The organism is Skermania piniformis (assembly GCF_019285775.1).
Lineage (GTDB): Bacteria > Actinomycetota > Actinomycetes > Mycobacteriales > Mycobacteriaceae > Skermania > Skermania pinensis.
Genome location: NZ_CP079105.1, coordinates 427,862 through 449,516 on the forward strand (window position 1 = coordinate 427,862; position 21,655 = coordinate 449,516).

Here is a 21,655-nt window from a genome sequence, read left to right on the forward strand (position 1 = left end):
GATTGTCCCCCGGAGTCCGGGCCGACACGAACCGCACCTGCCGTGTCGACGACGGGCGCCGGCAACAGCAGGTGCGGTGGGCAGTGCCCTACCGTCGCTAGACGGCGGGCCCGGATTGCATCATGCGGGTAGCACGTGCACGCCGGTCTTGTCCGTCGACAGACACAACGAGCAGACTGCGCCGTTTCCGGTCGGCGAACTCAGCATGTCCGGCCGCTCGTAATCGTGCCGGCAAACCTCGCATCGCACGTGCTCGCCGGACGGGTTGCCGAACTCGTCGTGCATCGGCAGATCGATGCCGTCGTCGGTGCGACGCAGGTAGTACTTGCCCTTCGTGGCGATCGCGATGATCGGCGGCAGCACCAGCCCGAGGCCGATCGCGACCAGCGGCGAGTACGGCTTGATCGCGTCGCCGAGTCCACCGAAGAAGGCGAGGACGGAGATGCCGGCCGCGAGCAGCATCGACCCGAAGCCGACCGGGTTGAACGCGTACAGCATGCCGCGGCGGAACTCGGGCTGCTTGGGCGAGAGCTTCAGCAGGTACTTGTTGATCGCGATGTCCGACGCCACGACGACCACCCAGGCCATGCCGCAGTTCGCGTAGAACCCGAGAATGGTGTTCAGGAAGTCGAACATGTTGGCTTCCATCAAGATCAGCGCGATCAGGAGATTCAGCCCGAGGAACACCAGCCGGCCCGGGTAGTGCTTGGTCACCCGGGTGAACGAGTTGGTCCAGGCCAGCGATCCCGAGTAGGCGTTGGTCACGTTGATTTTGATCTGGCTGATCACCACCAGGACCACGGCCAGGGTCATCGCCAGCCAGCCGGGCAGGAAGTTCTCGTAGATCTCCAGGAACTGATGCACCGGCTGATTTGCGATGCCGGCGCTGTCGGCGACGTTCGCGATCAGGTACACGGCCAGGAACAGGCCGACCACCTGCTTGATCGCGCCGAACACAACCCAGCCGGGACCGGCCAGAATCATCCAGGTCCACCAGCTACGCGCGTTTTCCGGCGTTTTCGGCGGCATGAAGCGCAGATAGTCGTTCTGCTCGGCGATCTGGGCGATCAGCGACAGGCACACCCCGGCGGCCAGCAGGGTCGATCCGAGATCGAAGCCCTGCACCCCGTTTTCGCCCTGGTAAGCGAAGAATTGGCTCACCGATTCGGGATGGCTGGTGACCAGATAGACGAACGGCGCCACCATCAGCACCAGCCAGAGCGGCGTGGTCCACACCTGCAATTTCGACAGGACTTTCATGCCGTAGATCACCAGCGGGAAGATGATCACGGTTGACAATGCATAGCCGAGCCAGACCGGAATGCCCAGTCCGAGCTGCAGCCCCTGCGCCATGATCGAACCTTCGAGCGCGAAGAAGATGAAGGTGAACGTGGCGAAGATGACGTTCGTCACCACCGAACCGTAGTAACCGAAACCGCTTCCGCGGGTGACCAGGTCGAGGTCGATGTTGTAGCGTGCCGAATAATAGGCGACCGGGAAACCGGTAAGGAAGATCACGACCGCGAAGATGAGAATTCCCCAGAGCGCGTTCGTGGTGCCGTAGGAAATGCCGATATTCGCGCCGATTGCGAAATCTGCGAGGTAGGCGATACCGCCGAGCGCCGAAATCCCCACGACGCGGGTCGACCATGTGCGATAGCTGCGTGGCGCGAACCGCAGCGTGTAGTCCTCCAGCGTCTCCTTGGTGGCGGTCATGGTGTCGAGGACGGCCTCGTTCACCGCCGCCCCCGGTTCGTTCTGCACAGCTACTTGCGTCATATAAAAAAGTTAGAAATGCATTGTTTCCTCCTCATGACGGCCGGATTTCGCGCCGGTTGATCGATGTGTAGGCATTGTCACGTCAGCCCAGGTGGACAGCGTCGCGAGATCGTGGTTCATTCCGTTCGTCCGGCCGGCAGGTCCCCGATAGTCCGATCTACCGATGTGTTTCCAGATCGCTGATCAGTCCCGCAACCCGGGGATCGCCGGCCAAGCGATTGTCCAACACCACGTTCGCGGCGCCGCGGAGCAGCGCGTACGGCTCCCAACCCGACGGCGCGATCGTCCGGGCGGCGCGCCGCGCGATGCCGTCGGCGATCGTGGCAGCGGCCTCGTCGGCGGTGATCCGGACATTCAGCGGCCAGGGCAGCAGCTCGTTCAGCTCCCGGCCGAGCTCGTCCTCGTCGAGCATGTCGCGGGTCATCGCAGTCTGCACGATGCCGAAATACGCCACCCCCGCGCTGGCGCCGGAACCGGCCAGCTCCACCCGCAGGGCGCGGCCCAACTGCTCGACCGCGGCCTTGCTCATCATGTACGTCGAGCCGCCCATTCCCGGCGCGAAGGCGGCGCAGGACGACACCACCACCACGTGTCCCCTGTGCAGTACCACCTGGTCCAGGGCCGGGTGCACGGTGTTGAACACGCCGGTCAGGTTGATCCCGATCACCCGGTCGAAATCGGCCGGGTCCATCGTGCGCAGCGTGGCCGGCCGGGGGGTGACCCCGGCGTTGGCCACGACGACGTCGAGCCGGCCGAACCGCTGCACCGTCTGTTCGACCACAGCGCGCATGGCTGCCCGATCGGTGACGTCGGCGGCGAGCGGTAGCGTTCGCGCGCCCACCGCGGCGGCGGTGTCGGCCACCGCATCCGCGGCGACGTCGACCAGCACCACCGCGGCGCCGCGCTCGTGCAGCCGGGTCGCCAGGGCGGCCCCGATGCCCTGCGCCGCACCGGTGATCAACGCCACCTTGCCGGCGACGGCATAGGATCGGCGACCGAGCGGATTGAGTTGCCCGATGTCCATCTACTTGCTCACCTCGTACGATTCGACGTCGAATTTCTTGGTGCGGCTTCGGTATTCGAAGCTCCAGTGCGGGTACAGGCCGGCGTTGCCGCCGCTGTCGGTGGTGTAGTAGCTGCTGCAGCCGCCGGTCAGCCAGACGGTGGACGCGCTGCGCTCGCGCATCTCGGTGACGAACGCTTCCTGCACCTGCGGTCGCAGCTCCACCCGCCGCGCACCCCGGCTGCGCAGCACCTGCAGCGCGTCGACGATGTAGGCGATCTGCGACTCGATCATGTAGATCGCCGATTGGTTCCCCGCAGCGCCGAACGGCCCGAGGGTGGCGAAGAAGTTCGGGAAGCCGGCGACCGTGGTGCCCAGATAGGACTGTGGTTGCGTGCGATACAGGTCCGCGATGGATCGCCCGTCGCGGCCGATGTAGCGCTCGAACGCGGCGGGGATCTGCTCGAAACCGGTGCCGTAGATGATGGTGTCCACCTCGATCTCGGCGCCGGCCCGGGTGACGATCGAGTGCGGTCGAACCCGGGCGATTCCGTCGGTGACCACGTCGACGTCGGGTCGGTTCAGCGCCGGCAGGTACGCATCGGAGAAGATTGCCCGCTTGCAACCGATCATGTAGTCCGGGGTGACCTTTCGGCGCAACTCCGGATCGGTTATCTGTCGGCGCAGCTGCAGCCGGCCGAGCAGTTCGTACGGGTGGCGGAATCGGTTGTCCACGAAGCCGACCAGGCCGAAGCTTTCGACAGCGGTATACCAGCTGCCGCGCACCGCACGCTGGGCCAGCGGAATCCGGCGCAGCAGTAGGCGTTCCAGACCGGATGTGGCACGGTCCAGGCGCGGCACGATCCACGGCGCGGACCGTTGGAACACGGTGAGCCGGGCAACCTGCGGCGCGATCTCCGGAATGAACTGCACGGCAGAGGCGCCGGTGCCGATCACGGCGACCCGCTCCCCGGTGAGATCGTGATCGTGGTCCCAGTGCAGCGAATGGAACGCGGTACCGGCGAACTCGGCCAGGCCGGGCAGGTCCGGGTATTTGGCGTCGGCGAACACGCCGGTCGCCGAGATCAGATAGTCGGCGGTCACCGCACCGCGGGAGGTTTCGATCCGCCAGTGCGACTCGGCCGCCGACCAGCAAGCGGCCAGTACCTCGGTGCCGAACCGCATGTGCCGGGTCACGTCGCCGGCGGCAGCAACCCGGTCGAGATAGGCCAGGATCTCCGGCTGCCGCGCGTAGGTGTGCGACCAGTCCGGGTTGGCCGCGAACGAGTAGCTGTACAGCTGGGACGGCACGTCGCAGGCGCAGCCGGGATAGGTGTTGGCCTGCCAGGTGCCGCCCAGCCGGTCGGCTCGCTCCACGATCAGCAGATCGGTGAATCCGGCCTCGCGCAGCTTGATCGCCAGGCCGATACCGCCGAAGCCGGCACCGACGATCACGATCTGATGATGTTCGGTCATCGTTGTCCGATCGGGTCAGGGTGGTCAGAGGTCGAGCACCAACGAGTCGCCGGCTGCGCGGGACACGCAGATCAGCATCCGGTCGGTCCGCTCGGCGGCGGTGAGCAGCCGGTCCCGATGCGATACCGGCCCGTCCAGCACCCCGACCGTGCAGCTGCCGCAGAAACCCTGCCGGCAGGAGTAGGCGACGCCGGGCAGGACTCGGTGGATCGCGGTGAGCGCGGTCTCGTCGGCGGCCACCCGGACGGTCCGGCCGGTGCGGGCCAGCCGCACCTCGAACTCGCGTCCGTCGGTGACGGTCGGCGCGGCGAAGCGCTCGATGTGCAGCGACCCGGTCGGGTTCAGCGCGAACATGGTGCGTTCGGCCCGCTCCAGCATCGGCGTCGGTCCGCAGACGTACACCGCGGTGCCGGGTGCGGTCTCCGCGATGAACTCGGCTACGTCGGGCACGCCGTACTCGTCGTCCGGCCGGACCGTCGTTGCGGCCGGCAGCTCGCTCCGGAACGGCATGGACGCGCGGGTGCGCCCGGTGTAGATCAGCCGCCCGCGGCTGCCGGCTGCGCGCGCCATCGGCAGCAGCGGGGTGATCCCGATTCCGCCCGCGACGAACAGGTACGCCGGCGCTTCGACGAACGCGAAGGCGTTGCGGGGACCCCGAATCCGCACCGGCGAACCGGGCCGCAACATCTCGTGCACCTCGCGGGAGCCGCCCCCGCCGTCGGCGATGCGGCGCACCGCGATCCGATATCGGGACCGGTCGGCGGGATCACCACACAGCGAATATTGCCGCTGCCGCCCGGACGGGAGGATCAGATCGAGATGCGCGCCCGGCCGCCACGCCGGCAGCGCTGCGCCGTTCGCCGCGCGTAGCCGCAGGGCGACCACGTCGTCGGCTGCCGGGGTCACCGCATCGACGATCAGTTCCAGATCGAAACCACTGCGCCGCAACGGGTTCGCCCGAGACAGCAGGGGTGCCGCCGGGCCCGAGACGAACACCCGTCGATAGGCGTCGAACGCGCCGGCGAACGCGCGCAGTCCGAGACCCGGCCGGGTGCCCGACACTAGCCGGCCGCCCGGGCCGCGGGCGAATGGCCGAGGTACCGCAGCGCGCGATCCATCGGCCCCAGCTGCGACGGGTGGAATCCGGGCCGTAGGTAGCGGGGGATCTCGGTGAAGAACACCGTCGCGCTGGGCACCACGCCGCGGACGGTGGCGCCGAGGAACTGGATCGGCCAGAACAGGCCCTTGTCCGGCGACGGGTCGGTGCGGTGCAGGTATACCGCCGAGGTCAGGAACACGGCGAGCAGGGTGGTGCTGGCCAGCAGGGCGGCCCGGGCCTTGCGGGCGTAGCTGCCGTCGATGTGCATGTAGGCGTCGTAGACCACGCTGCGGTGCTCCACTTCCTCGGCGCCGTGCCAGCGGATCAGGTCGAGCATGGTCGGATCCATGCCCAGCTCGTCGAGCTTGTCGTTCTCCAGCAGCCACTCGCCGATCACGGCGGTGTAGTGCTCCATTCCGGCGAACAGGGCCAGCCGTTCCTTGAGCCACTCCTGCTTGGCCCGGCCGGTCAGGCCGTGGTCGCCGAAGACCCGGTCGACCAGCCAGGTGAACGCATCGACCAGGGGATCGACGTCCAGGCCGAGGTCACGCAGGTGGCGCCGGGCACCTTCGTGGCTGCTCGCATGCATCGACTCCTGGCCGACGAATCCGGCCACCGCTTCGCGCAGTCGCTCGTCGTCGATCAACGGGAGCGCCTCGGCCAGTGCCTGTGCCATCGCCCGCTCGCCCTCCGGCAGCACCAGGTGCATGACGTTGATGACGTGGGTGGCGAACACCTCGCCCGGGATGTAATGCATCGGCACCGCGCCGAAGTCGAACCGGACGTCCCGCGCCTGGATCGCGTGGGCCTCCGCGTCGTAGCGGCGCTTCGTTGCGCCGACTTTCTCAGCCATAGGCCGAAGGTACACAGCAACATATCTAATTGCAATGTTGCAGCTACATATCTGTGGAGATGTTGCATAGTGGTGTTCGTTTGTTAGCGTGAGTGGGTGACTGCGGCCGCATCCATGCCCGCCGACCAGCAGGAAACCGAACCGGACAGCATCGAGTCGCGGATTCTCGACGCCGCTCTGGTGCAGTTCGAGAAGGTCGGCGTCAAGAAGACCACGATCGAGGACATCGCCCGCCAGGCCGGCGTCGACCGGGTCACCGTCTACCGGCGGGTCGGTTCCCGGGACGACGTGGTGGCCGCGGTGGTCGGCCGGGAGACCTCGGCGGTGTTGGTCGAGATCGCCGGGCTGACGCAGCGGCACGACGACATCGACGATCTGGTCGCGGACATCTTCGTCACCGTGCTGACCCGGTGGCGGGAGCACCCGCTGGTGAATCGGATGCTGGCGCTGGAGCCGGAACGGGTGCTGATCAAGCTCACCACCGAGGGAGCCCCGGTCTTCGCCATGTGCGTAGCGACCACGCTGGCGGCGCTACAGGATGCCGTGCGGGCCGGGTTGCTCACCGACCGAACGGATCTCGGCACCCGGGCGGAGTTGCTCTGCCGGGTGGTGCTCGGCTTCGTCGTCGGTCCCGCCGGCATCGTGTCGTTGGAAACCGCGGCCGAGCTCGACGCCTTCGCCCGGGCCTATCTGGTCCCGATCGTCACCGGTTGATCGGGCCGGTCACCCGTGCCGGCCGCCCCGCAGCCAGTGGTAGCTGCCGGGTCGGCGCTGCTCCCAGCGGAGGAACCGGACCGTGGACCGGCAGATCTGCTCCTTCACGAGCGCGCCGGTTCGGCCGCCGAGGTGGACCCGGCGCGGGGTGTCGTCGCGGCGGGTCAACTGGATGACCCCGCGTCGTCGGCCGACACTGATGCACTGGCCGGCGAACGCCTGGTCCACCGCCATCGGCTCGGTGCCGGCGAGCCGGCTCAGTATGGTCGCGGCTGCCTGCGCGCCGAGCGGCAGCGCCGACTGGCAGCTCATTCGCAGTGGTCGGCCGGACGGCGCCGCGGCGTCCCCGGCCGCGACGATCCGGGGATCGGTCACGCTGGTCAGGGTCTCGTCGGTGAGCAGCCGGCCGACCGGATCGGTGGCCAGGCCGCCGGCGTCGGCCAGGCCCGGAACCGTGAAGCCGGCGGTCCAGATCGTGACGTCGCTCGCCGGTTCCCGCCCGTCCGCGAGCTGCACGTGATCGGCACGGACCGCGGCCGCCCGGGTTCCGGTGATCACCGTGACGCCCAGCGCGGCCAGAGTTCGGGCGATCGAGCGACGGGCCGGCTCGGCCACCGACGGCGCCAGCGTGTCGCCGACCAGGGTGACCGGACGGCCGGTCTCGGCGAACTCCGCGGCCACCTCGATCCCGGTCAGACCGGCGCCCACCACCGTCACCGGAGCTGTCGCGGGGAGTTCGTCGAGCCGGGCCCGAAGCTGCTGCGCCGGTTCCAGTTCATCCAGTCGCCAGGCGAATTCGGCCGCGCCGGGTATCTCCCCGGCCCCGCCGCGGCTGCCGATCGCGTATATCAGGTAGTCGTAGTCCAGCGTCCGGCCGCCGGCCAGCTGCACCTGTCGCGCCGGGCCGTCGATCCGGGTGGCGGCGTCGCACACCAGCTCGATCCCGTCGCCCAGCAGGTCGTCGAGCGGCTGGGCCGCCTCGCCGGTGCCGGCGACCTGCTGGTGCAGCCGGATCCGTTCGACGAACTGCGGTCGCGGGTTGACCAGCGTGATGTCCAGGTCGGCGTCGCGGCGCAATCGGTTGGCGGCCATCACCCCGGCGTAGCCGCCGCCGAGCACCACGACCTGGGCGGGCGTCGGATCGGTCATATCGATCTCCTCGCTGTCGGTATCAGTCTGCTTCGAAGACACCGGGCGTAGGGGAGAGGTGATACTCCGCCGGGGTCAACCCATCGATGCCGGGGTGGGGCGAGCCCCGGCCGACAGCGCGGCCGCCGGTATGTCCGGAGTCGGTAAGGCGGGGGTGGACGGCTTAGCTGCGTGGAAGAGCTCGGTACAGGCGTCGATCACCTGGTCGCCGGACAGGTCCAGGCTGCCCGCGAACCAGCGGGACAACACCTCGCACAATCCGCCGACGGCGTAGCTGGCGGCCAGTTGGGCCGCCGCATCCGTGGGCGCGCCGTACCCGGCGGCGACCAGATCGGTGAAGGCGGCGAGGGCGCGGCGCCGCAGCGGGCGCAGGACCCGGCTGTCGGTCGCGTCGATCAGGCCGATCCGGGCCAGCCGGGGATCGCGTTCGAACGCCGAGACGAAGGACGTGATCGCGGCGCGAGCGGGGTCGCAGGACTCGCGCCGGGCGGCGGTGATCGCCCCGACCACCGACTGCATCGTCTGTTGTACCGACTCCTCGAACGCCGCGGCCACCAGGGCGTCGCGGTCGGCGAAGTGGTCGTAGAAGTAGCGGCCGGTGACCCCCGAGCGTTCGCAGGCCGCGGTCATGGTCACCGAACCGACACCGCCCTCGACCATCAACTCCAGTGCTGCCTCGATCAGTCGGGTTCGCCGCTCGGTGCGTCGCTGGTCGGGCGTTCGCCCGCCGTAGATGCGCGTGGTTCTCATTTATCGAGTCTGTCAGACCCGGGCTACTGTGGAATCGTGCAGACCCGTTGTCGTACCTTGACCGGGCCGGTGTCGGCCGCGGTCGGCGGAGCGGCCGTGCTGCTCGTCTTGCACGTGCGCGATCCGCATGTATCCGGCTCCTACGGCTACTGCCCGTTTCGGTTGTTGACCGGGTGGTGGTGCCCGGGTTGCGGCGGCCTGCGTGCCGTGCACGATCTGACCGACGGGCAGCTGGTAGCGGCACTGGGGGAGAACGCCTTGGCGCTGCCGGCCCTGCTGGTGGCAGCGGTCGTCTGGGTCCGCCACGTCCGGGCGATCTGGCGGGATGACCAGACGCCGATCCGCGCGCCGTCGACCGATCTTGTGCTGGCCGTTTCCGCGCTGTGTGTGGCGTTCGCGGTGTTCCGGAACACGCCGTGGGGTCAGTGGCTGGCGCCGTCCTGACCAGCTCGGTCGGCGTCCGCGATCGGCGCGGTGGGCGCGGTGGTCGGCGCCGGCAGCGGCGGTGGATCACCGGCCGGGTAGTAGGTGATGGTGACGGTCGGCGGTTTGTTCAGCTGCTCGACCGTCCCGTTCGGTGGTACCAGCGACGACCCCATACCACCGGCGCCGCCCGGCCCGGTGGCGGTGCCGGTGCCGCCACCCCCGCCGCGGAAGCCACCCCCGCCGCCGGCGCCGGGATGCGGACCCGGCCCGCCCTTGCCCCCGACCCCGGTCGTGGCCGGACCGGCGCCGCCACCCCCGGTGCCGCCGTCCCCCAGAATCGTCTGCTTGGCGCCGGCCGCCTGACCGTTCGGTAGGCCGGCCGCGCCGTCGGTGTCACTGCCGTCGCTCCCGGCGCCGACCGGTCCACCGGCGCCGCCGGACCCGCCGGCGATGGCGTAGATCTTGCCCACGGTCGGCGACATCACGTTCGCCGAGCCGCCGCCGCTGTTGCCCTGTCCGACGGGCGCGTCCGGCCAGATTCCGTTCGGCCCCGCGCTGGTGGCGGGCACCCGGATGCTCAGCTGATCCCCGGCCGCGACCGCGACTCGGCCCGACACCACGGCGGGATACCGTGCGGTCGTGCCCTGCCCGCGAGCGCCGATGGCGGTGAGATCCACGCTGGTGATGCCGTCGGGCACGGTGAAGGTCTTCAGCGAGCCGGGCAGGTAGGTACACACCACCGCCGACCCGGCGGTAAGACATTCGGGTTGCATCGTCTCGGCAGCGGCACCGACCGGTTGGCCGGCCAGCAGACCGGCGGCGCCGAGCGCGACGAGCATCGACCCGTACCGAGTGCGGTCTGCCGGGACGGCATCGGCCGGGGGTTTCATCCACTCTCCTTGCTATCGGTCGCTTAATTCGACGATAGCAAACCTAAATCAGCTTTTTTCGGGCGTTATAAGGGAATATGCATGCTATATCGGCGTGTCGCCGCGCGTGCTGATGGCGAGTTCGCGCGCCAGATCCGGCACGAAGGTGGACAGTTCGAGCGGTGGGCGGACGTAGGTTTTTCGGGCCGGCGGTCGCTCGGGCAGCTCCACCACGGGCATGGCGACGTCGTGATACGGCAAGGTCGAGAGCAAGTGCGAGATCATGTTGATCCGCGCGTGCTTCTTGATATCCGAATCGACGACGTACCAAGGGCTCTCCGGTAGGTCGGTCCGCGCCATCATCTCGTCCTTCGCCCGCGAGTAGTCCTCCCACCGGGTGATCGATTCGAGGTCCATCGGGCTCAGCTTCCACTGTCGCAGCGGGTCCGACATGCGGCCCCGGAAGCGACGCAGCTGCTCGCCGTCGGAGACCGAGAACCAGTACTTACGCAGCAGGATGCCGTCCTGGATCAGCATCTGCTCGAACACCGGCGTCTGCTCCATGAACAGCTCGTACTGCTCCGGCGTGCAGAATCCCATCACCCGCTCGACGCCGGCGCGGTTGTACCAGGAGCGATCGAACAGCACGATTTCGCCCGGCGCGGGGAGGTGTGCGACGTAGCGCTGGAAGTACCACTGACCGCGCTCGCGCTCGGTCGGCGTCGGGAGTGCGACGATGCGCGCGATGCGTGGGCTGAGAAACTCGGTCAGCCGTTTGATCGTGCCGCCCTTGCCGGCGGCGTCGCGCCCCTCGAACAGGATCACCAGCCGGGTGCCGGTCGCCCGTACCCACTCCTGCACCTTGACCAGTTCGGTCTGCAGCACGAGCATCTCCCGCTCGTACTGCGCGTCGGAGAGCTTGACCCGGCCGGCCTGTTTCGATTGTTTGTTGTCCTTGCCCACAGCCGGATCGTAGGCGGTTCAGCCGCGCCGCAGCGGTGGCAGCTCGGGTAGTGCTCGCTGATACAGCCACTGATCCCACAGCGGGGTGAGCGGCAGTGCGGTGAAATGACCGGCCAGGTCGGTGAAATCGGCGGTGGTCACCGAGCCGTAGCGGTGCGCCGTGGTCCAGGTGCGGAGCAGCTCGAAGAACTTGGCGTCACCCAGTTCGATCCGCAGCGTGTGCAAGGTCAGTGCGCCGCGCTTGTAGACCCGGTCGTCGAACATCTGCGCCGGTCCGGGATCGGCGAGCACGATGCTCTGCGGCTCCCGCGACAGGTTGTGCCGGGCCGCCCGGGCCAGCTGCTCGGCGGTCGGGCCGCCGGCACGCTCCGACCACAGCCACTCGGCGTAGCAGGCGAATCCCTCGTGCAGCCAGATGTCGCGCCAGCGCTGCAGCGTCACGCTGTTACCGAACCACTGATGGGCCAGCTCGTGCGCGACCAGCCGTTCGGCACCGCGCCGGCCGTCGCAGTGATTGGACCCGAAGATGGAGATGCCCTGGGCCTCGATCGGGATCTCGAGCTCGTCCTCGGTGATCACCACCGTGTAATCGGCGAACGGGTACGGCCCGAACAGCTCGGTGAAGATGCTCAGCATCGCCGGTTGTCGGCCGAAGTCGTAGTCGAACCGGGAGCGCAGCCGTTGCGGCAACACCGCGCTCATCGGCACCGCACCCGGGCCGTCGGACGGGCTGTCCATCCGGTGCCGGACGTACCGGCCGATCTGCACGGTCGCCAGGTAGCTCGACATCGGCTCGTTCTGCTCGTACACCCAGGTGGTCTGGCCGGCCTTCGCCTGCTTCCGTACGGCGGTGCCGTTGGCCAGCACGAAGAACGGGCTGTCGGTGCTGACGGCGATCCGGTAGCTCGCTTTCGAGCTGGGATGATCGTCGCAAGGGAACCAGGACGCGGCACCGTTCGGCTGGCTGGCGACCAGCGCACCCGCGGTCAGCTCTTCCCAGCCGACGTTGCCCCACGGGCCGCGGATCGGTTTGGGTGTTCCGGCGTAATGGACGCTCACCTGCAGCACCCCGCCGGCCGGCACCCGCTGCGCCGGGGCAATGGTGAGCTTGCCGCGTTGATGCGCGAACTTCGCCGCTTTGGCGCCGTTCACGTTCACCTTGGTCACCGAAAGCGCCTGGGACAGATCGAGGGCGAACCGTGGCCGCGGCTCGGTGACGACCGCGGTGATCGCGGCGCGGCCGGCCAGTCGATTGCTCGCCACCTTGTACTGCAGGTCCAGTTCGTAGCGGGAGACCCGATAGCCCCGGTTGCCGTTCTGCGGAAGGTAGTCGTCGATCGGTGCTTCGTAGAACTTCCGATCCGGCATCCATCCAAACCTTCGTGGGTGACCGACATGAGGGCCTGCCGGCGTCGGGCGGGCAGCCTGAGCGATGTTACCCGTCGGTCGCTCGGCCGGCATCGACCGTCAGTTCCACGGCACGATCGGGTTGCCCTGCCAGCGGGTGGACGGCGGTACCGAGTCGCCGCGCATGACCAGCGAGGCGGGCCCGACGGTGGCGCCCGCGCCGATCGCCGCGGCCGGCAAGGCGACGCAATGTGGGCCCAGGGTGGCGCCCGGGGCGAGGGTGACGGTGTCCATCGTCATGATCCGGTCGTGGAACAGGTGGGTCTGCACCACGCAGCCGCGTTCCACGGTGGCGCCGTCGCCGAGCGTGACCAGGTCGGCCTCGGGCAGCCAGTAGGACTCGCACCACACTCCGCGTCCGATCGTCGCGCCGAGCCCGCGCAGCCACAGGTTCATCACCGCGGTCCCGGCCGCAGCTCGGGCGAACCAGGGTGCAGCGACCGTCTCGACGAACGCGTCGGCGACCTCGTTGCGCCAGACGAACGAGCTCCACAGCGGGTGCTCGACGGCCTGGATCCGGCCGACCAGCAGCCACTTGGCCGCGATCGCGCAGGCGCCGGCTACCGCGCCGGCGATCAGCAGCACCATTCCGGAACCCAACGCAGCCAGCCAGTAGCCGACATCGGCCAGTGCGGCCAGGGCGAGCAGGACGCCGAGCCCGATGCCGAAGGTGACCATCACCGGGATCAGCCGACAGGTCTCCACGATCCCGCGTGCCACCTTCAACCGGGTGGGCGGATCAAAGGTGCGATCGCTGTCGGCGTCCTCGGCCTGCCGACGCAGCCGGGCCGGCGGACTGCCCAGCCACGACGATCCGGGCTTTGCCTTCTCCGGAGCCGCCGACAGCACTGCGACCAGGCCGTTCTTCGGGATCCGCCGGCCCGGCGCGGTCATCCCGGAATTGCCGAGAAAGGCCCGCTTGCCGACCTTTGCCTCGCCGATCCGGAGCCAGCCGCCACCGAGCTCGTAGCTGGCGATCATCGTGTCGTCGGCCAGGAAGGCGCCGTCGGCGACGGTGGTGAACTTCGGGATCAGCAACACCGTGGAGGCTTCCACCCCCTTGCCGATCCGGGCGCCGAGCAGCCGCAGCCAGATCGGGGTGAGCAGCGCGGCGTAGAGCGGAAAGAGGAAGGTGCGAGCGGAGTCCATCAGCCGTTCCGTGGCCCACACCTGCCAGCCGATCCGGCTCCGCACCGGGTGGTAGCCGGCGGTCATCCCGAGGCTGAGCAACCGCACCGCCACGACCGTCAGCACGGCGTAGATCGCCAAGCCGGCGATCGTGGCCGCCGGCAGCAGCGCCACCGCCCGAACTGCGCCGGCGCCGATCGTCGCGGTGCCGGCGACCCACCAGCCGAGCAGCACCACCCCGGCGGCCAGGCCGGCGATCGGCATCCCGGCGAGCAGGATCGACGACAGCCCGTAGACCACCACCCAGCCCGCCGCGCGTGGTGGGGTTTCCTGCGGCCAGGTGTACTCGGCCTTGCCCACCTTCACCGCCGGCGAACCGGCCCACTGCTGGCCGGCTTTCACCGTTCCGAGCACGGCGGAGCCGGGCTCGACCACGGCGTTCTTGCCGATCCGGGCACCGGGCAGCAGCGTCGAACGGGCCCCGACGACGGCGCCGCGGCCGATCACGATCTCGCCGATATGCACCACGTCGCCGTCGATCCAGTAGCCGGACAGATCGACCTCGGGTTCGACCGAGCAGCCGTCGCCCAGCTCCAGCAGCCCGGTGACCGGCGGGAGCGTGTGCAGGTCGACGCCGCGCCCGATCCGGGCCCCGAGGGCCCGCGCGAACGGCACCATCCAGGGTGCGCCGGACAGACTTTCCGCGCCGCTGGCCTCGGACAGTCGTTGCACGACCCACAGCCGCAGGTGCGTGGCACCGCCGCGCGGGTAGGTGCCGGGGGTCAGGCCGTGCAGCAGCAGCCGCGACCCCGCGACACAGATCGCCATTCGGCCGGGTGGGGTGATGAAGGCGACGAACGCGGCCGCGGTCCACCACCAGGACAGGGTCGGCAACCAGAGTGGGCCACCCGACCGGGCGGAGACGTTTGCGGCCAGCGCCAGCCAGGTCACCCATTGCAGGCCGGTCAGGGTCAGCAGCGCCAGGGTCGCCCCGACCTGTGCCAGCTGCGCTCGCGGCGGGGTCGGGGCGACGGTTCGGGGCACGGCGGACACCCGTGGCGTCGATTCGTCCAGCATCGCGGCGAGCGAACCGAGCCGCGGATGGTCGTAGAGGTCGGCGACCGTCAGGTCGGGATACCGTTCCCGGATCGCGGTGACCAGTTGCGCCGCGGACAACGACCCGCCGCCCGCGTCGAAGAAGTCGTCGTCCGGGCCGGTCACCTCGGTGCCCAGGATCGAGCTCCAGAGCGCGGCGACCCAGACCGCGGTTCCGCTGATCCCGGGATCGGTGTCGAGCCGAGCCGGGATGGCCGGCAGCGGCCAGGGCAGTGCGTCCCGATCCACCTTGCCCGAGGTCTTGGTCGGCAGTTCGTCGACCACCGCCAGCCGGGGCACCAGGGGGGCGGGCAACTGGGCGAACAATCGGTCTCGCGCGGCACGCACGTCGAAGTCGGCTTCGGTGGTGGCCAGGTAGCCGACCAGGATCTGGTTACCGGAGGCGGTGCGACGAACCGCGGCGGCTGCTCCGCTGACCCCGGGCAGGTGCTGCAGCGCGGTGTCCACTTCGCCCAGCTCGATCCGTCGGCCGCCCACCTTGACCTGGTCGTCGGCCCGGCCGGCGAAGATCAACCCGGCTCGCTCCAGCCGGACCAGGTCGCCACTGCGGTAGCCCCGCTCCCAGCTGAGAGTCGGCCACGGCGTATAGCGTTCCGCGTCGCGGACCGGGTCGAGATAGCGGGCCAACCCGACCCCGCCGATCACCAGCTCACCGACCTCGCCCTCGGCCACCGGCCGGTCGGCGGAATCGACGACGGCGAGATCCCAGCCGTCCAGCGGGAGGCCGATCCGCACCGGCTCGCCCGGTTCCATCCGATGTGCACACGCGACCACGGTGGCTTCGGTCGGCCCGTAGGTGTTCCACACCGCCCGGCCGGGCACCGCGAGCCGGTCGGCCAGCTCCGGTGGGACCGCCTCCCCGCCGAAGATCAGCAAGCGGACCGCGTCCAGCGCTTCGGCCGGCCACATGGCGGCCAGGGTCGGCACCGTGGAGACCACGGTGACCGCGTGCTGTACGAGCCACGGGCCCAGATCCATTCCGCTGCGTACCAGTGCGCGCGGCGCGGGGACCAGGCAGGCGCCGTGCCGCCAGGCCAGCCACATCTCCTCGCAGGAGGCGTCGAAGGCCACCGACAATCCGGCCAGCACCCGATCGCCGGGGCCGAGCGGCTCGTCGGTGTGGAACAGCCGGGCTTCGGCGTCGACGAGCGCAGCGGCGCTGCGGTGGGTGACCGCGACACCTTTCGGGGTGCCGGTCGAGCCGGAGGTGAAGATCACCCAGGCGTCGTCCGCCGGGGTCGGGGCCCGGATCGTGCCGGCTCGCCCGGCCCGGCCGCCGGTCACGCCGGTGTCGGTGACCACCGCGGCCACCTGGGCTTCGCCGAACACCAGCGCGGCGCGTTCGGCCGGGTCGTCCGCATCCACCGGTACGTACGCCGCGCCGGCATGCAGGATGGCCAGGATGGTCAGGTAGAGCCGGTGCGATCCGGACGGCATCCGCACCCCGACGCGGTCGCCGGGCCGCACGCCCGCGCGGAACAGTCGTTCGGTCTCCGTGGTCAGCGCGTCGAGCAGCTCGGCGTAGCTCAGCGAGACGGTTCCGTCGTCGATCGCCGGTGCGTCCGGGTGCCGCGCGGCGGTGGCGTGCAGGATGTCGACCAACGTTCGCGCCGGCGGTGCCGCGGTCGAGCGCGACAGCTCGGCGGGAATCGTGTGACGGCCGGATTCGGGGGGCGGAGCAGCGTCGCGCGTAGACAACCGTCGTACCCCTGTCGAGTCCGCTGGGTTCAGCCAGGCGAGATAGTAGTCGCTCGGCGGGATCGATCGGGATGTCGCCCGTTGTCCGGCCCGGCTGCTCGTCGGCCGGGCTTGCTCGTCAATGCAACCGGATGGGCTTGTGATAGGCGCCGTCGTGGTAAAGCAGCGGTGCCGCGACGGGCCCGTCGACGTCGTCGTGCACGCGGGTGACCAGGCCGATCACCAGCGTGTGATCGCCGATCGGCAGCAGTCGATACATCCGGGTGCGCAGCCAGATCGGGGTGCCGTGCAGCACCGGCTCACCGGTTTCCAGCGTGCTCCACAACGACCGGTCGGCGAACCGCTGATCGGCGTCGGCGGCGAAGCGCTGGGCCAGGTGTTGTTGGTGTTCGCCGAGGAAGTGGACGACCAGCGAGTCGGCCGCCCGGAGCGCATCGATGCTGGACGAGGTCTCGGCGATGTTGAACGAGATCAGCGGCGGTTGTGCGGAGAGCGACGCGAAGGAGGTGGCCGTGAAGCCGACCGGGCGATCGGCGCCGGCCAAGGTCACGATCGTGACGCCGGCCGGGTAGCGGCGCATGGCCGACCGGTAGCGGTCCGCGGTGATCGGATCGGTGGTGCCGGCGAGGCCGGTCGGCGCCGCGTGGTCGGTCGACACCGCGTGGTCAGTCGACACCGCGTTGTCAGTCGACATCGATGGCGAGGCCGGCGGTGATCCGGACAAGTTCACGGAATGTGGTTCGGAACACGGTGTCAGGGTAGCCGCCGGCGGCCCACAGCTCGGGATATCGCGACAGTGCGTTGTCGAGGTAGGTGGGCAGGTTGGTCGGGTGTCCCAGCGGCGCGGTCCCCGCGATCGACTGGCCGGTGACCTGCTCGGCCATGCTGGTCGACGCGTAGGTCAGCGTGCCGCCGAGCCGGTTGCCGGTGCGGTCGAGGTGCGCCTCGTGGGCCCCGGAGATCAAGAGCAGTACCGGATCGTCGTCGAGCAGGAACACCAGCGATCGGATGATGGCGCCGATCTCGACCGCGAGCACAGCCGCGGCGGCGGCGGCGGTGCGGGTGGGTCGCTCCTGGTTGACGATGACGCCGTGGTGGCCGCGGGCGATGAGGGTATCGGCAACGTGCGATGCGTCCGGGTGCAGCTGCCTCCGCATATGACCAGGGTAGGCGAGCGGGCCACCGCCCGCGGGGTGCTTGGGCTGCTCAGTACTTGGGCTGCTCAGTACTCCGGATACCCGTCAGCCGGACCGAGCATCCAGGCCAACCGGTGCCGACCGAGTTCGGCGACCGTTTCCGGGTCGGGCACCGGGCCGGGAAAGGCGCGTTCCAGGTCACCCGGCGACAGTGCGGTCAGTTCCCGTTCGGCCAGCCGGATCAGCTCGGCCTGGCTGGCGAACGGGCGGGCCGCGGCGATCTTGCGAGCCCAGGTGACGTTGCCGCAGCACTCGTAGAGCGCGTGTACGGCTCGGCCCGGCGGCAGGGCGTTGAACTCTGCGAGGCCGATTCCCTTGTGCATCAGCACGGCGTTCCTCCGCTGATGTCGATGGCGATCACCTTCATCATCACCACGGGTCCGGTTCCCGGTCTACCCAGAGGGTGGGATGTTTCCCAGGGTTAACATGACCGGATGAGTAGCACCTCGTGGCAGGCCTTCACCGTCGAGACCGACCAGCATGTCGCGGAGGTGACGCTGACCGGTCCGGGCAAGGGGAACGCGATGGGCCCGGACTTCTGGCGGGAGCTGCCGGAGATCTTCGGTTCACTTGATGCCGATCCCGAGGTGCGTGCGGTCGTGCTCGCGGGCACGGGCCGCAACTTCTCCTACGGACTGGATCTGCCGGCGATGTCGCCGCTGTTCGGGCCGCTGCTCGCCGAGCGCGCACTGGTCGCGCCACGCACCGATTTTCTGAACGAGATCCGGCGGATGCAGGCGGCGATCACCTCGGTCGCCGAATGCCGCAAGCCGGTTGTGGCCGCGGTGCAGGGCTGGTGCATCGGCGGTGGGCTCGACCTGATCTCGGCGGTGGACATCCGCTACGCCAGCGCGGATGCCACATTCAGCCTGCGCGAAGCGAAGCTGGCGATCGTCGCCGACATGGGTTCGCTGCACCGGTTGCCGCCGATCATCGGCGATGGTCGACTGCGGGAGTTGGCGTTCACCGGAAAGGACATCGACGCCGCCCGGGCGGAGAAGATCGGCCTGGTCAACGAGGTCTTCCCGGATGCCGCAGCGACCCTGGCGGCAGCGCGGGGCACCGCGGCCGAGATCGCGGCGCTACCACCGCTGACCGTGCACGGGGTCAAGGATGTGCTCGGTCGGGAGCGCGCCGGTGTGGTGGCCGACGGCCTGCGGTACGTGGCGGCGTGGAATGCGGCGTTCCTGCCGTCGGAGGACATCACCGAAGCGATCACGGCGACGTTCGAGAAGCGTCCACCGGAATTCAAGGGTAGGTAAAGCCTGGCAACAGGTTTGCCCCAGCGTCCCTTTCGCTCGCATACTTGCGTCCGGCAACTAATTGTTTGACGCAACCAATGAATGGCGGATCGTGGGCGCAGATGCGATCGATCGGATCGGTGCTTCGTTGGGTCGGCTGCAGCGGGTACGCGAGTGGGCGGCCGCGAACGTGGCCGCCCAGCTGCGGGCACCGGCCCCGGAGGGCAGCCGGGCGGCGGCGCCCGACCTGGCCGCGTACCACTCGCTGCTGCGGCTCGTCGCCGACGGTCCGATGCGCGCGAGTGTCCTGGCCGAGGCATTGCACGCCGATGCGTCGACGGTGAGCCGGCAGACCGCCCAGCTGGTCGAGTTCGGCCTGGTCGAGCGGCTCGCCGATCCGGCCGACGGCCGGGTCAGCATCCTGGTCCCGACCGAGCACGGCTACGGCCTCGCCGACCGGATCAAGCGGCATCGGCGCAGCAAGTTGGCTCAGATCACCGCGGACTGGTCGCCGGGTGACGTGGTGGTTTTTGCCGGGTTGCTGGAGCGATTCATCGACGGGATGGAGCAGTTGCGGGCCGAACCCGCCGCGCTACCGCCGAACGGTACGAAGGAGACGACGTGAGCACCTCCACTCCCGCGGAGCGGGATCTCCCGGCGCAGTTCAGCCACCGAGAGATCCTGGTGATCCTGAGCGGCCTGATCCTGGGCATGCTCCTCGCCGCACTGGATCAGACGATCGTCGCGACCGCGATCCGGACGATCGCCGACGATCTCGACGGCTACTCGATGCAGGCGTGGGTGACGACCGCCTATCTGGTCACCGCAACGCTGGCCACGCCGCTCTACGGCAAGTTGTCCGATCTGTACGGCCGCAAGCCGTTCTTCATGGCGTCGATCTCGATCTTCATCCTCGGGTCGCTGCTCTGTTCGCTGTCCCAGTCGATGTATCAGCTCGCGGCGTATCGCGCATTCCAGGGCCTGGGCGCCGGCGGGTTGATGTCGTTGGCGCTGACCATCATGGGCGACATCGTCTCGCCCCGGGAACGGGCGCGGTACCAGGGCTACTTCCTCGCGGTTTTCGGTACGTCGAGCGTCATCGGCCCGGTCCTGGGTGGTTTGCTCGCCGGTCAGGCCGCCATTCTGGGGATCACCGGCTGGCGGTGGGTGTTTCTGGTGAACGTGCCGCTCGGGTTGGTCGCGCTGGTCGTGGTGTATCGGGTATTGCACCTGCCGCGCCCGGCCAAGCGCGACGGCCGGGTGGATTGGTGGGGTGCGCTGGCGTTGGCGATCGGTATCGTCCCGCTGTTGATCGTGGCCGAACAGGGGCGGGAATGGGGTTGGGGGAGTGCGGGATCGATCGCCTGTTATGTGATCGGGGCGGCCGGCATAGCGGCTTTCGTCGCGATCGAGCGGTCGATGGGCGCTGCGGCGTTGATCCCGTTGCGGCTGTTCAACAACAACACGTTTGCGCTCGGCGTGGCCATTTCGGTGGTGATCGGTGCGGCGATGTTCGGCGGTATCTCGTTGATCCCGCAGTACCTGCAGGTGGTACGAGGGTCCAGCCCGACGATCGCCGGCCTGCAGATGTTGCCGTTGGTCCTCGGCCTGATGCTGGGCTCGGTGTTGTCCGGTCAGGTCATCTCGCGCACCGGCCGCTATCGGATGTTCCCCTTGTCCGGCGGTGTCCTGCTCGCGCTCGGCTTGTTCCTGTTGCACTATGTGACCGCGGACTCGCACCTCTGGCTGGTGATGATCTTCATGGCGATCACCGGACTGGGACTCGGCAACATGATGCAGCCGCTGGTGCTGGCGATGCAGAGTGCGTCCCCGGCGAAGGACATGGGCGTGGCGACCTCGGCCTCGACCTTCTTCCGGCAGATCGGCGGCACCCTCGGCGTTGCGGTCTTCCTGTCGATCCTGTTTTCCCACGCCGGCCCGGACATCGGCCGGGAACTGCAGGCCGCCGGCACCGACCCGACGTTCCAACGGGCGGTTCTCGACGCGACGCACAGCACCGATGCGGCCGAGGCCGCGCTGGCCAACGGCCTCGCAACCGGCAATCCGGCGGCCGCGCAGGGGGTGTTGTCGGACAGCTCGGTGATCCAACAGTTAAGCCCGATTCTGGCGCACCCGTTCAAGGCCGGCTTCGCCGACGCCATGTCGACGGTGTTCCTCACCGTCAGCGTGGTCGCACTGATCGGGCTGATCATGGTGCTGTTCTGGAAGGAGGTCCCGCTGCGTAACGCGAGTGGCTTGCAAGCGGCCGCGGCCGAGCGAGAGCAGGAGTCGGCGGGGAGGTAACCGGCTCCCCTCGGGGTGACGGTTGGCCCAGCTCAGGCGGCCAGCATCGGCCGACCGAGGGAACTCAGGAGTTCGTTGAACTCCCGCAGTGCTTCCCGGCGAGGCGCCTTCGCGGTGCCTCCGGGCGCGGTCAGCGCTATCGTGCGGCGGTAGCCGAACATCGAGACCTCGACGAACGCAGAGATCTGTTGTTCCGGGCCGGGCTGGGACAGGTCCACGATGCGTGGGACTTTGACCAACCCGCTGCCCTTCTGGAACCGCATCCGATCAGGCAGCTGGTGTTGTTTGTATCCGTGCTGCTCGGCCCAGGCTCGCAGCTGCGGGACGACATCGACCTCGGGCGGCACGGGGACGGTGTCCAGACTCGACGGTCCTCGCAACAACAGGAACAACACGAGAAGTGCGAACGATGCCCCGAACAGGCCCCCGACCAACGCCGCCGTCAACACGGAACGCTCACCGCCTCACGTGCACTGGAGCAGTA

At 69.1% G+C, this 21,655-nt stretch carries 20 protein-coding genes; 5 read left to right on the forward strand and 15 right to left on the reverse strand.

The window, feature by feature from the left end; all coding sequences use genetic code 11:
* Positions 1-120: 120 nt before the first annotated feature.
* From KV203_RS01915 to KV203_RS01935, 5 genes are all read right to left on the reverse strand, one after another.
* The gene (locus tag KV203_RS01915; RefSeq protein ID WP_157079672.1) at positions 121-1,716 is read right to left on the reverse strand and encodes a purine-cytosine permease family protein; all 1,596 of its coding nucleotides are present in this window, start codon (positions 1,714-1,716) and stop codon (positions 121-123) included.
* Positions 1,717-1,936: 220 nt separating this feature from the next.
* A complete protein-coding gene (locus KV203_RS01920; RefSeq protein WP_066466923.1) occupies positions 1,937-2,803 on the reverse strand; it encodes a short-chain dehydrogenase/reductase in 867 nt (288 codons plus the stop codon).
* Positions 2,804-4,258: a flavin-containing monooxygenase gene (locus tag KV203_RS01925; protein ID WP_066466922.1), complete on the reverse strand. Its 1,455-nt coding sequence runs from the start codon at positions 4,256-4,258 to the stop codon at positions 2,804-2,806.
* Between the two features lie 24 nt (positions 4,259-4,282).
* Positions 4,283-5,320 (reverse strand): PDR/VanB family oxidoreductase, encoded by a 1,038-nt coding sequence (locus KV203_RS01930; protein ID WP_066466921.1) that lies wholly within the window; start codon positions 5,318-5,320, stop codon positions 4,283-4,285.
* Positions 5,320-6,210, reverse strand: coding sequence for a metal-dependent hydrolase (locus KV203_RS01935; RefSeq protein WP_066466920.1), 891 nt, complete (start codon positions 6,208-6,210; stop codon positions 5,320-5,322). Before KV203_RS01935 ends, KV203_RS01930 begins: the two co-directional genes overlap by 1 nt.
* Before the next feature lie 96 nt (positions 6,211-6,306).
* Here KV203_RS01935 and KV203_RS01940 point away from each other — a divergent pair, with 96 nt between their 5' ends.
* Positions 6,307-6,924, forward strand: a complete 618-nt coding sequence (locus KV203_RS01940) for a TetR/AcrR family transcriptional regulator (RefSeq protein ID WP_246600445.1) — start codon at positions 6,307-6,309, stop codon at positions 6,922-6,924.
* Between the two features lie 9 nt (positions 6,925-6,933).
* On the opposite strand, the gene KV203_RS01945 is transcribed toward KV203_RS01940, so the two are convergent.
* Together KV203_RS01945 and KV203_RS01950 are read right to left on the reverse strand one after the other, a co-directional pair.
* Positions 6,934-8,073, reverse strand: coding sequence for an NAD(P)/FAD-dependent oxidoreductase (locus KV203_RS01945; protein WP_066466918.1), 1,140 nt, complete (start codon positions 8,071-8,073; stop codon positions 6,934-6,936).
* Between the two features lie 75 nt (positions 8,074-8,148).
* Positions 8,149-8,823 (reverse strand): TetR/AcrR family transcriptional regulator, encoded by a 675-nt coding sequence (locus KV203_RS01950; protein ID WP_083529763.1) that lies wholly within the window; start codon positions 8,821-8,823, stop codon positions 8,149-8,151.
* Between the two features lie 57 nt (positions 8,824-8,880).
* On the opposite strand from KV203_RS01950, the gene KV203_RS01955 reads away from it, so the two are divergent.
* Positions 8,881-9,267, forward strand: a complete 387-nt coding sequence (locus KV203_RS01955; RefSeq protein ID WP_373279198.1) for a DUF2752 domain-containing protein — start codon at positions 8,881-8,883, stop codon at positions 9,265-9,267.
* Here the strand turns inward: KV203_RS01955 and KV203_RS01960 are convergent.
* The 7 genes from KV203_RS01960 to KV203_RS20015 form a co-directional block, all read right to left on the reverse strand.
* On the reverse strand, positions 9,246-10,139 hold the full coding sequence (locus KV203_RS01960; protein ID WP_066466916.1) for a hypothetical protein: 894 nt from the start codon (positions 10,137-10,139) through the stop codon (positions 9,246-9,248). The two genes, KV203_RS01955 and KV203_RS01960, sit on opposite strands and share 22 nt — an antisense overlap.
* 84 nt (positions 10,140-10,223) lie before the next feature.
* A complete protein-coding gene (gene ppk2 / locus KV203_RS01965; RefSeq protein WP_246600871.1) occupies positions 10,224-11,009 on the reverse strand; it encodes a polyphosphate kinase 2 in 786 nt (261 codons plus the stop codon).
* A gap of 90 nt (positions 11,010-11,099) precedes the next feature.
* The gene (locus tag KV203_RS01970; protein ID WP_066466914.1) at positions 11,100-12,449 is read right to left on the reverse strand and encodes a M1 family metallopeptidase; all 1,350 of its coding nucleotides are present in this window, start codon (positions 12,447-12,449) and stop codon (positions 11,100-11,102) included.
* 99 nt (positions 12,450-12,548) lie between these two features.
* Complete coding sequence (locus tag KV203_RS01975) at positions 12,549-16,430, reverse strand: Pls/PosA family non-ribosomal peptide synthetase (protein WP_066466913.1); 3,882 nt, start codon at positions 16,428-16,430, stop codon at positions 12,549-12,551.
* A 118-nt stretch (positions 16,431-16,548) separates the two neighbouring features.
* Complete coding sequence (locus KV203_RS01980; RefSeq protein WP_083529761.1) at positions 16,549-17,124, reverse strand: flavin reductase family protein; 576 nt, start codon at positions 17,122-17,124, stop codon at positions 16,549-16,551.
* Entirely contained in the window at positions 17,114-17,587 is a 474-nt protein-coding gene (locus KV203_RS01985; RefSeq protein ID WP_066466912.1) for a YbaK/EbsC family protein, read from the reverse strand. Before KV203_RS01985 ends, KV203_RS01980 begins: the two co-directional genes overlap by 11 nt.
* A gap of 65 nt (positions 17,588-17,652) precedes the next feature.
* Entirely contained in the window at positions 17,653-17,949 is a 297-nt protein-coding gene (locus tag KV203_RS20015) for a 2-oxo-4-hydroxy-4-carboxy-5-ureidoimidazoline decarboxylase (RefSeq protein ID WP_373279186.1), read from the reverse strand.
* Between the two features lie 111 nt (positions 17,950-18,060).
* On the opposite strand from KV203_RS20015, the gene KV203_RS01995 reads away from it, so the two are divergent.
* From KV203_RS01995 to KV203_RS02005, 3 genes are all read left to right on the forward strand, one after another.
* On the forward strand, positions 18,061-18,888 hold the full coding sequence (locus KV203_RS01995) for a crotonase/enoyl-CoA hydratase family protein (protein ID WP_066466910.1): 828 nt from the start codon (positions 18,061-18,063) through the stop codon (positions 18,886-18,888).
* A gap of 91 nt (positions 18,889-18,979) precedes the next feature.
* On the forward strand, positions 18,980-19,492 hold the full coding sequence (locus KV203_RS02000) for a MarR family winged helix-turn-helix transcriptional regulator (protein ID WP_246600447.1): 513 nt from the start codon (positions 18,980-18,982) through the stop codon (positions 19,490-19,492).
* The gene (locus KV203_RS02005) at positions 19,489-21,171 is read left to right on the forward strand and encodes an MDR family MFS transporter (protein WP_066466909.1); all 1,683 of its coding nucleotides are present in this window, start codon (positions 19,489-19,491) and stop codon (positions 21,169-21,171) included. Before KV203_RS02000 ends, KV203_RS02005 begins: the two co-directional genes overlap by 4 nt.
* Before the next feature lie 32 nt (positions 21,172-21,203).
* On the opposite strand, the gene KV203_RS02010 is transcribed toward KV203_RS02005, so the two are convergent.
* Complete coding sequence (locus KV203_RS02010) at positions 21,204-21,620, reverse strand: hypothetical protein (RefSeq protein ID WP_066466908.1); 417 nt, start codon at positions 21,618-21,620, stop codon at positions 21,204-21,206.
* Positions 21,621-21,655 lie beyond the last annotated feature (35 nt).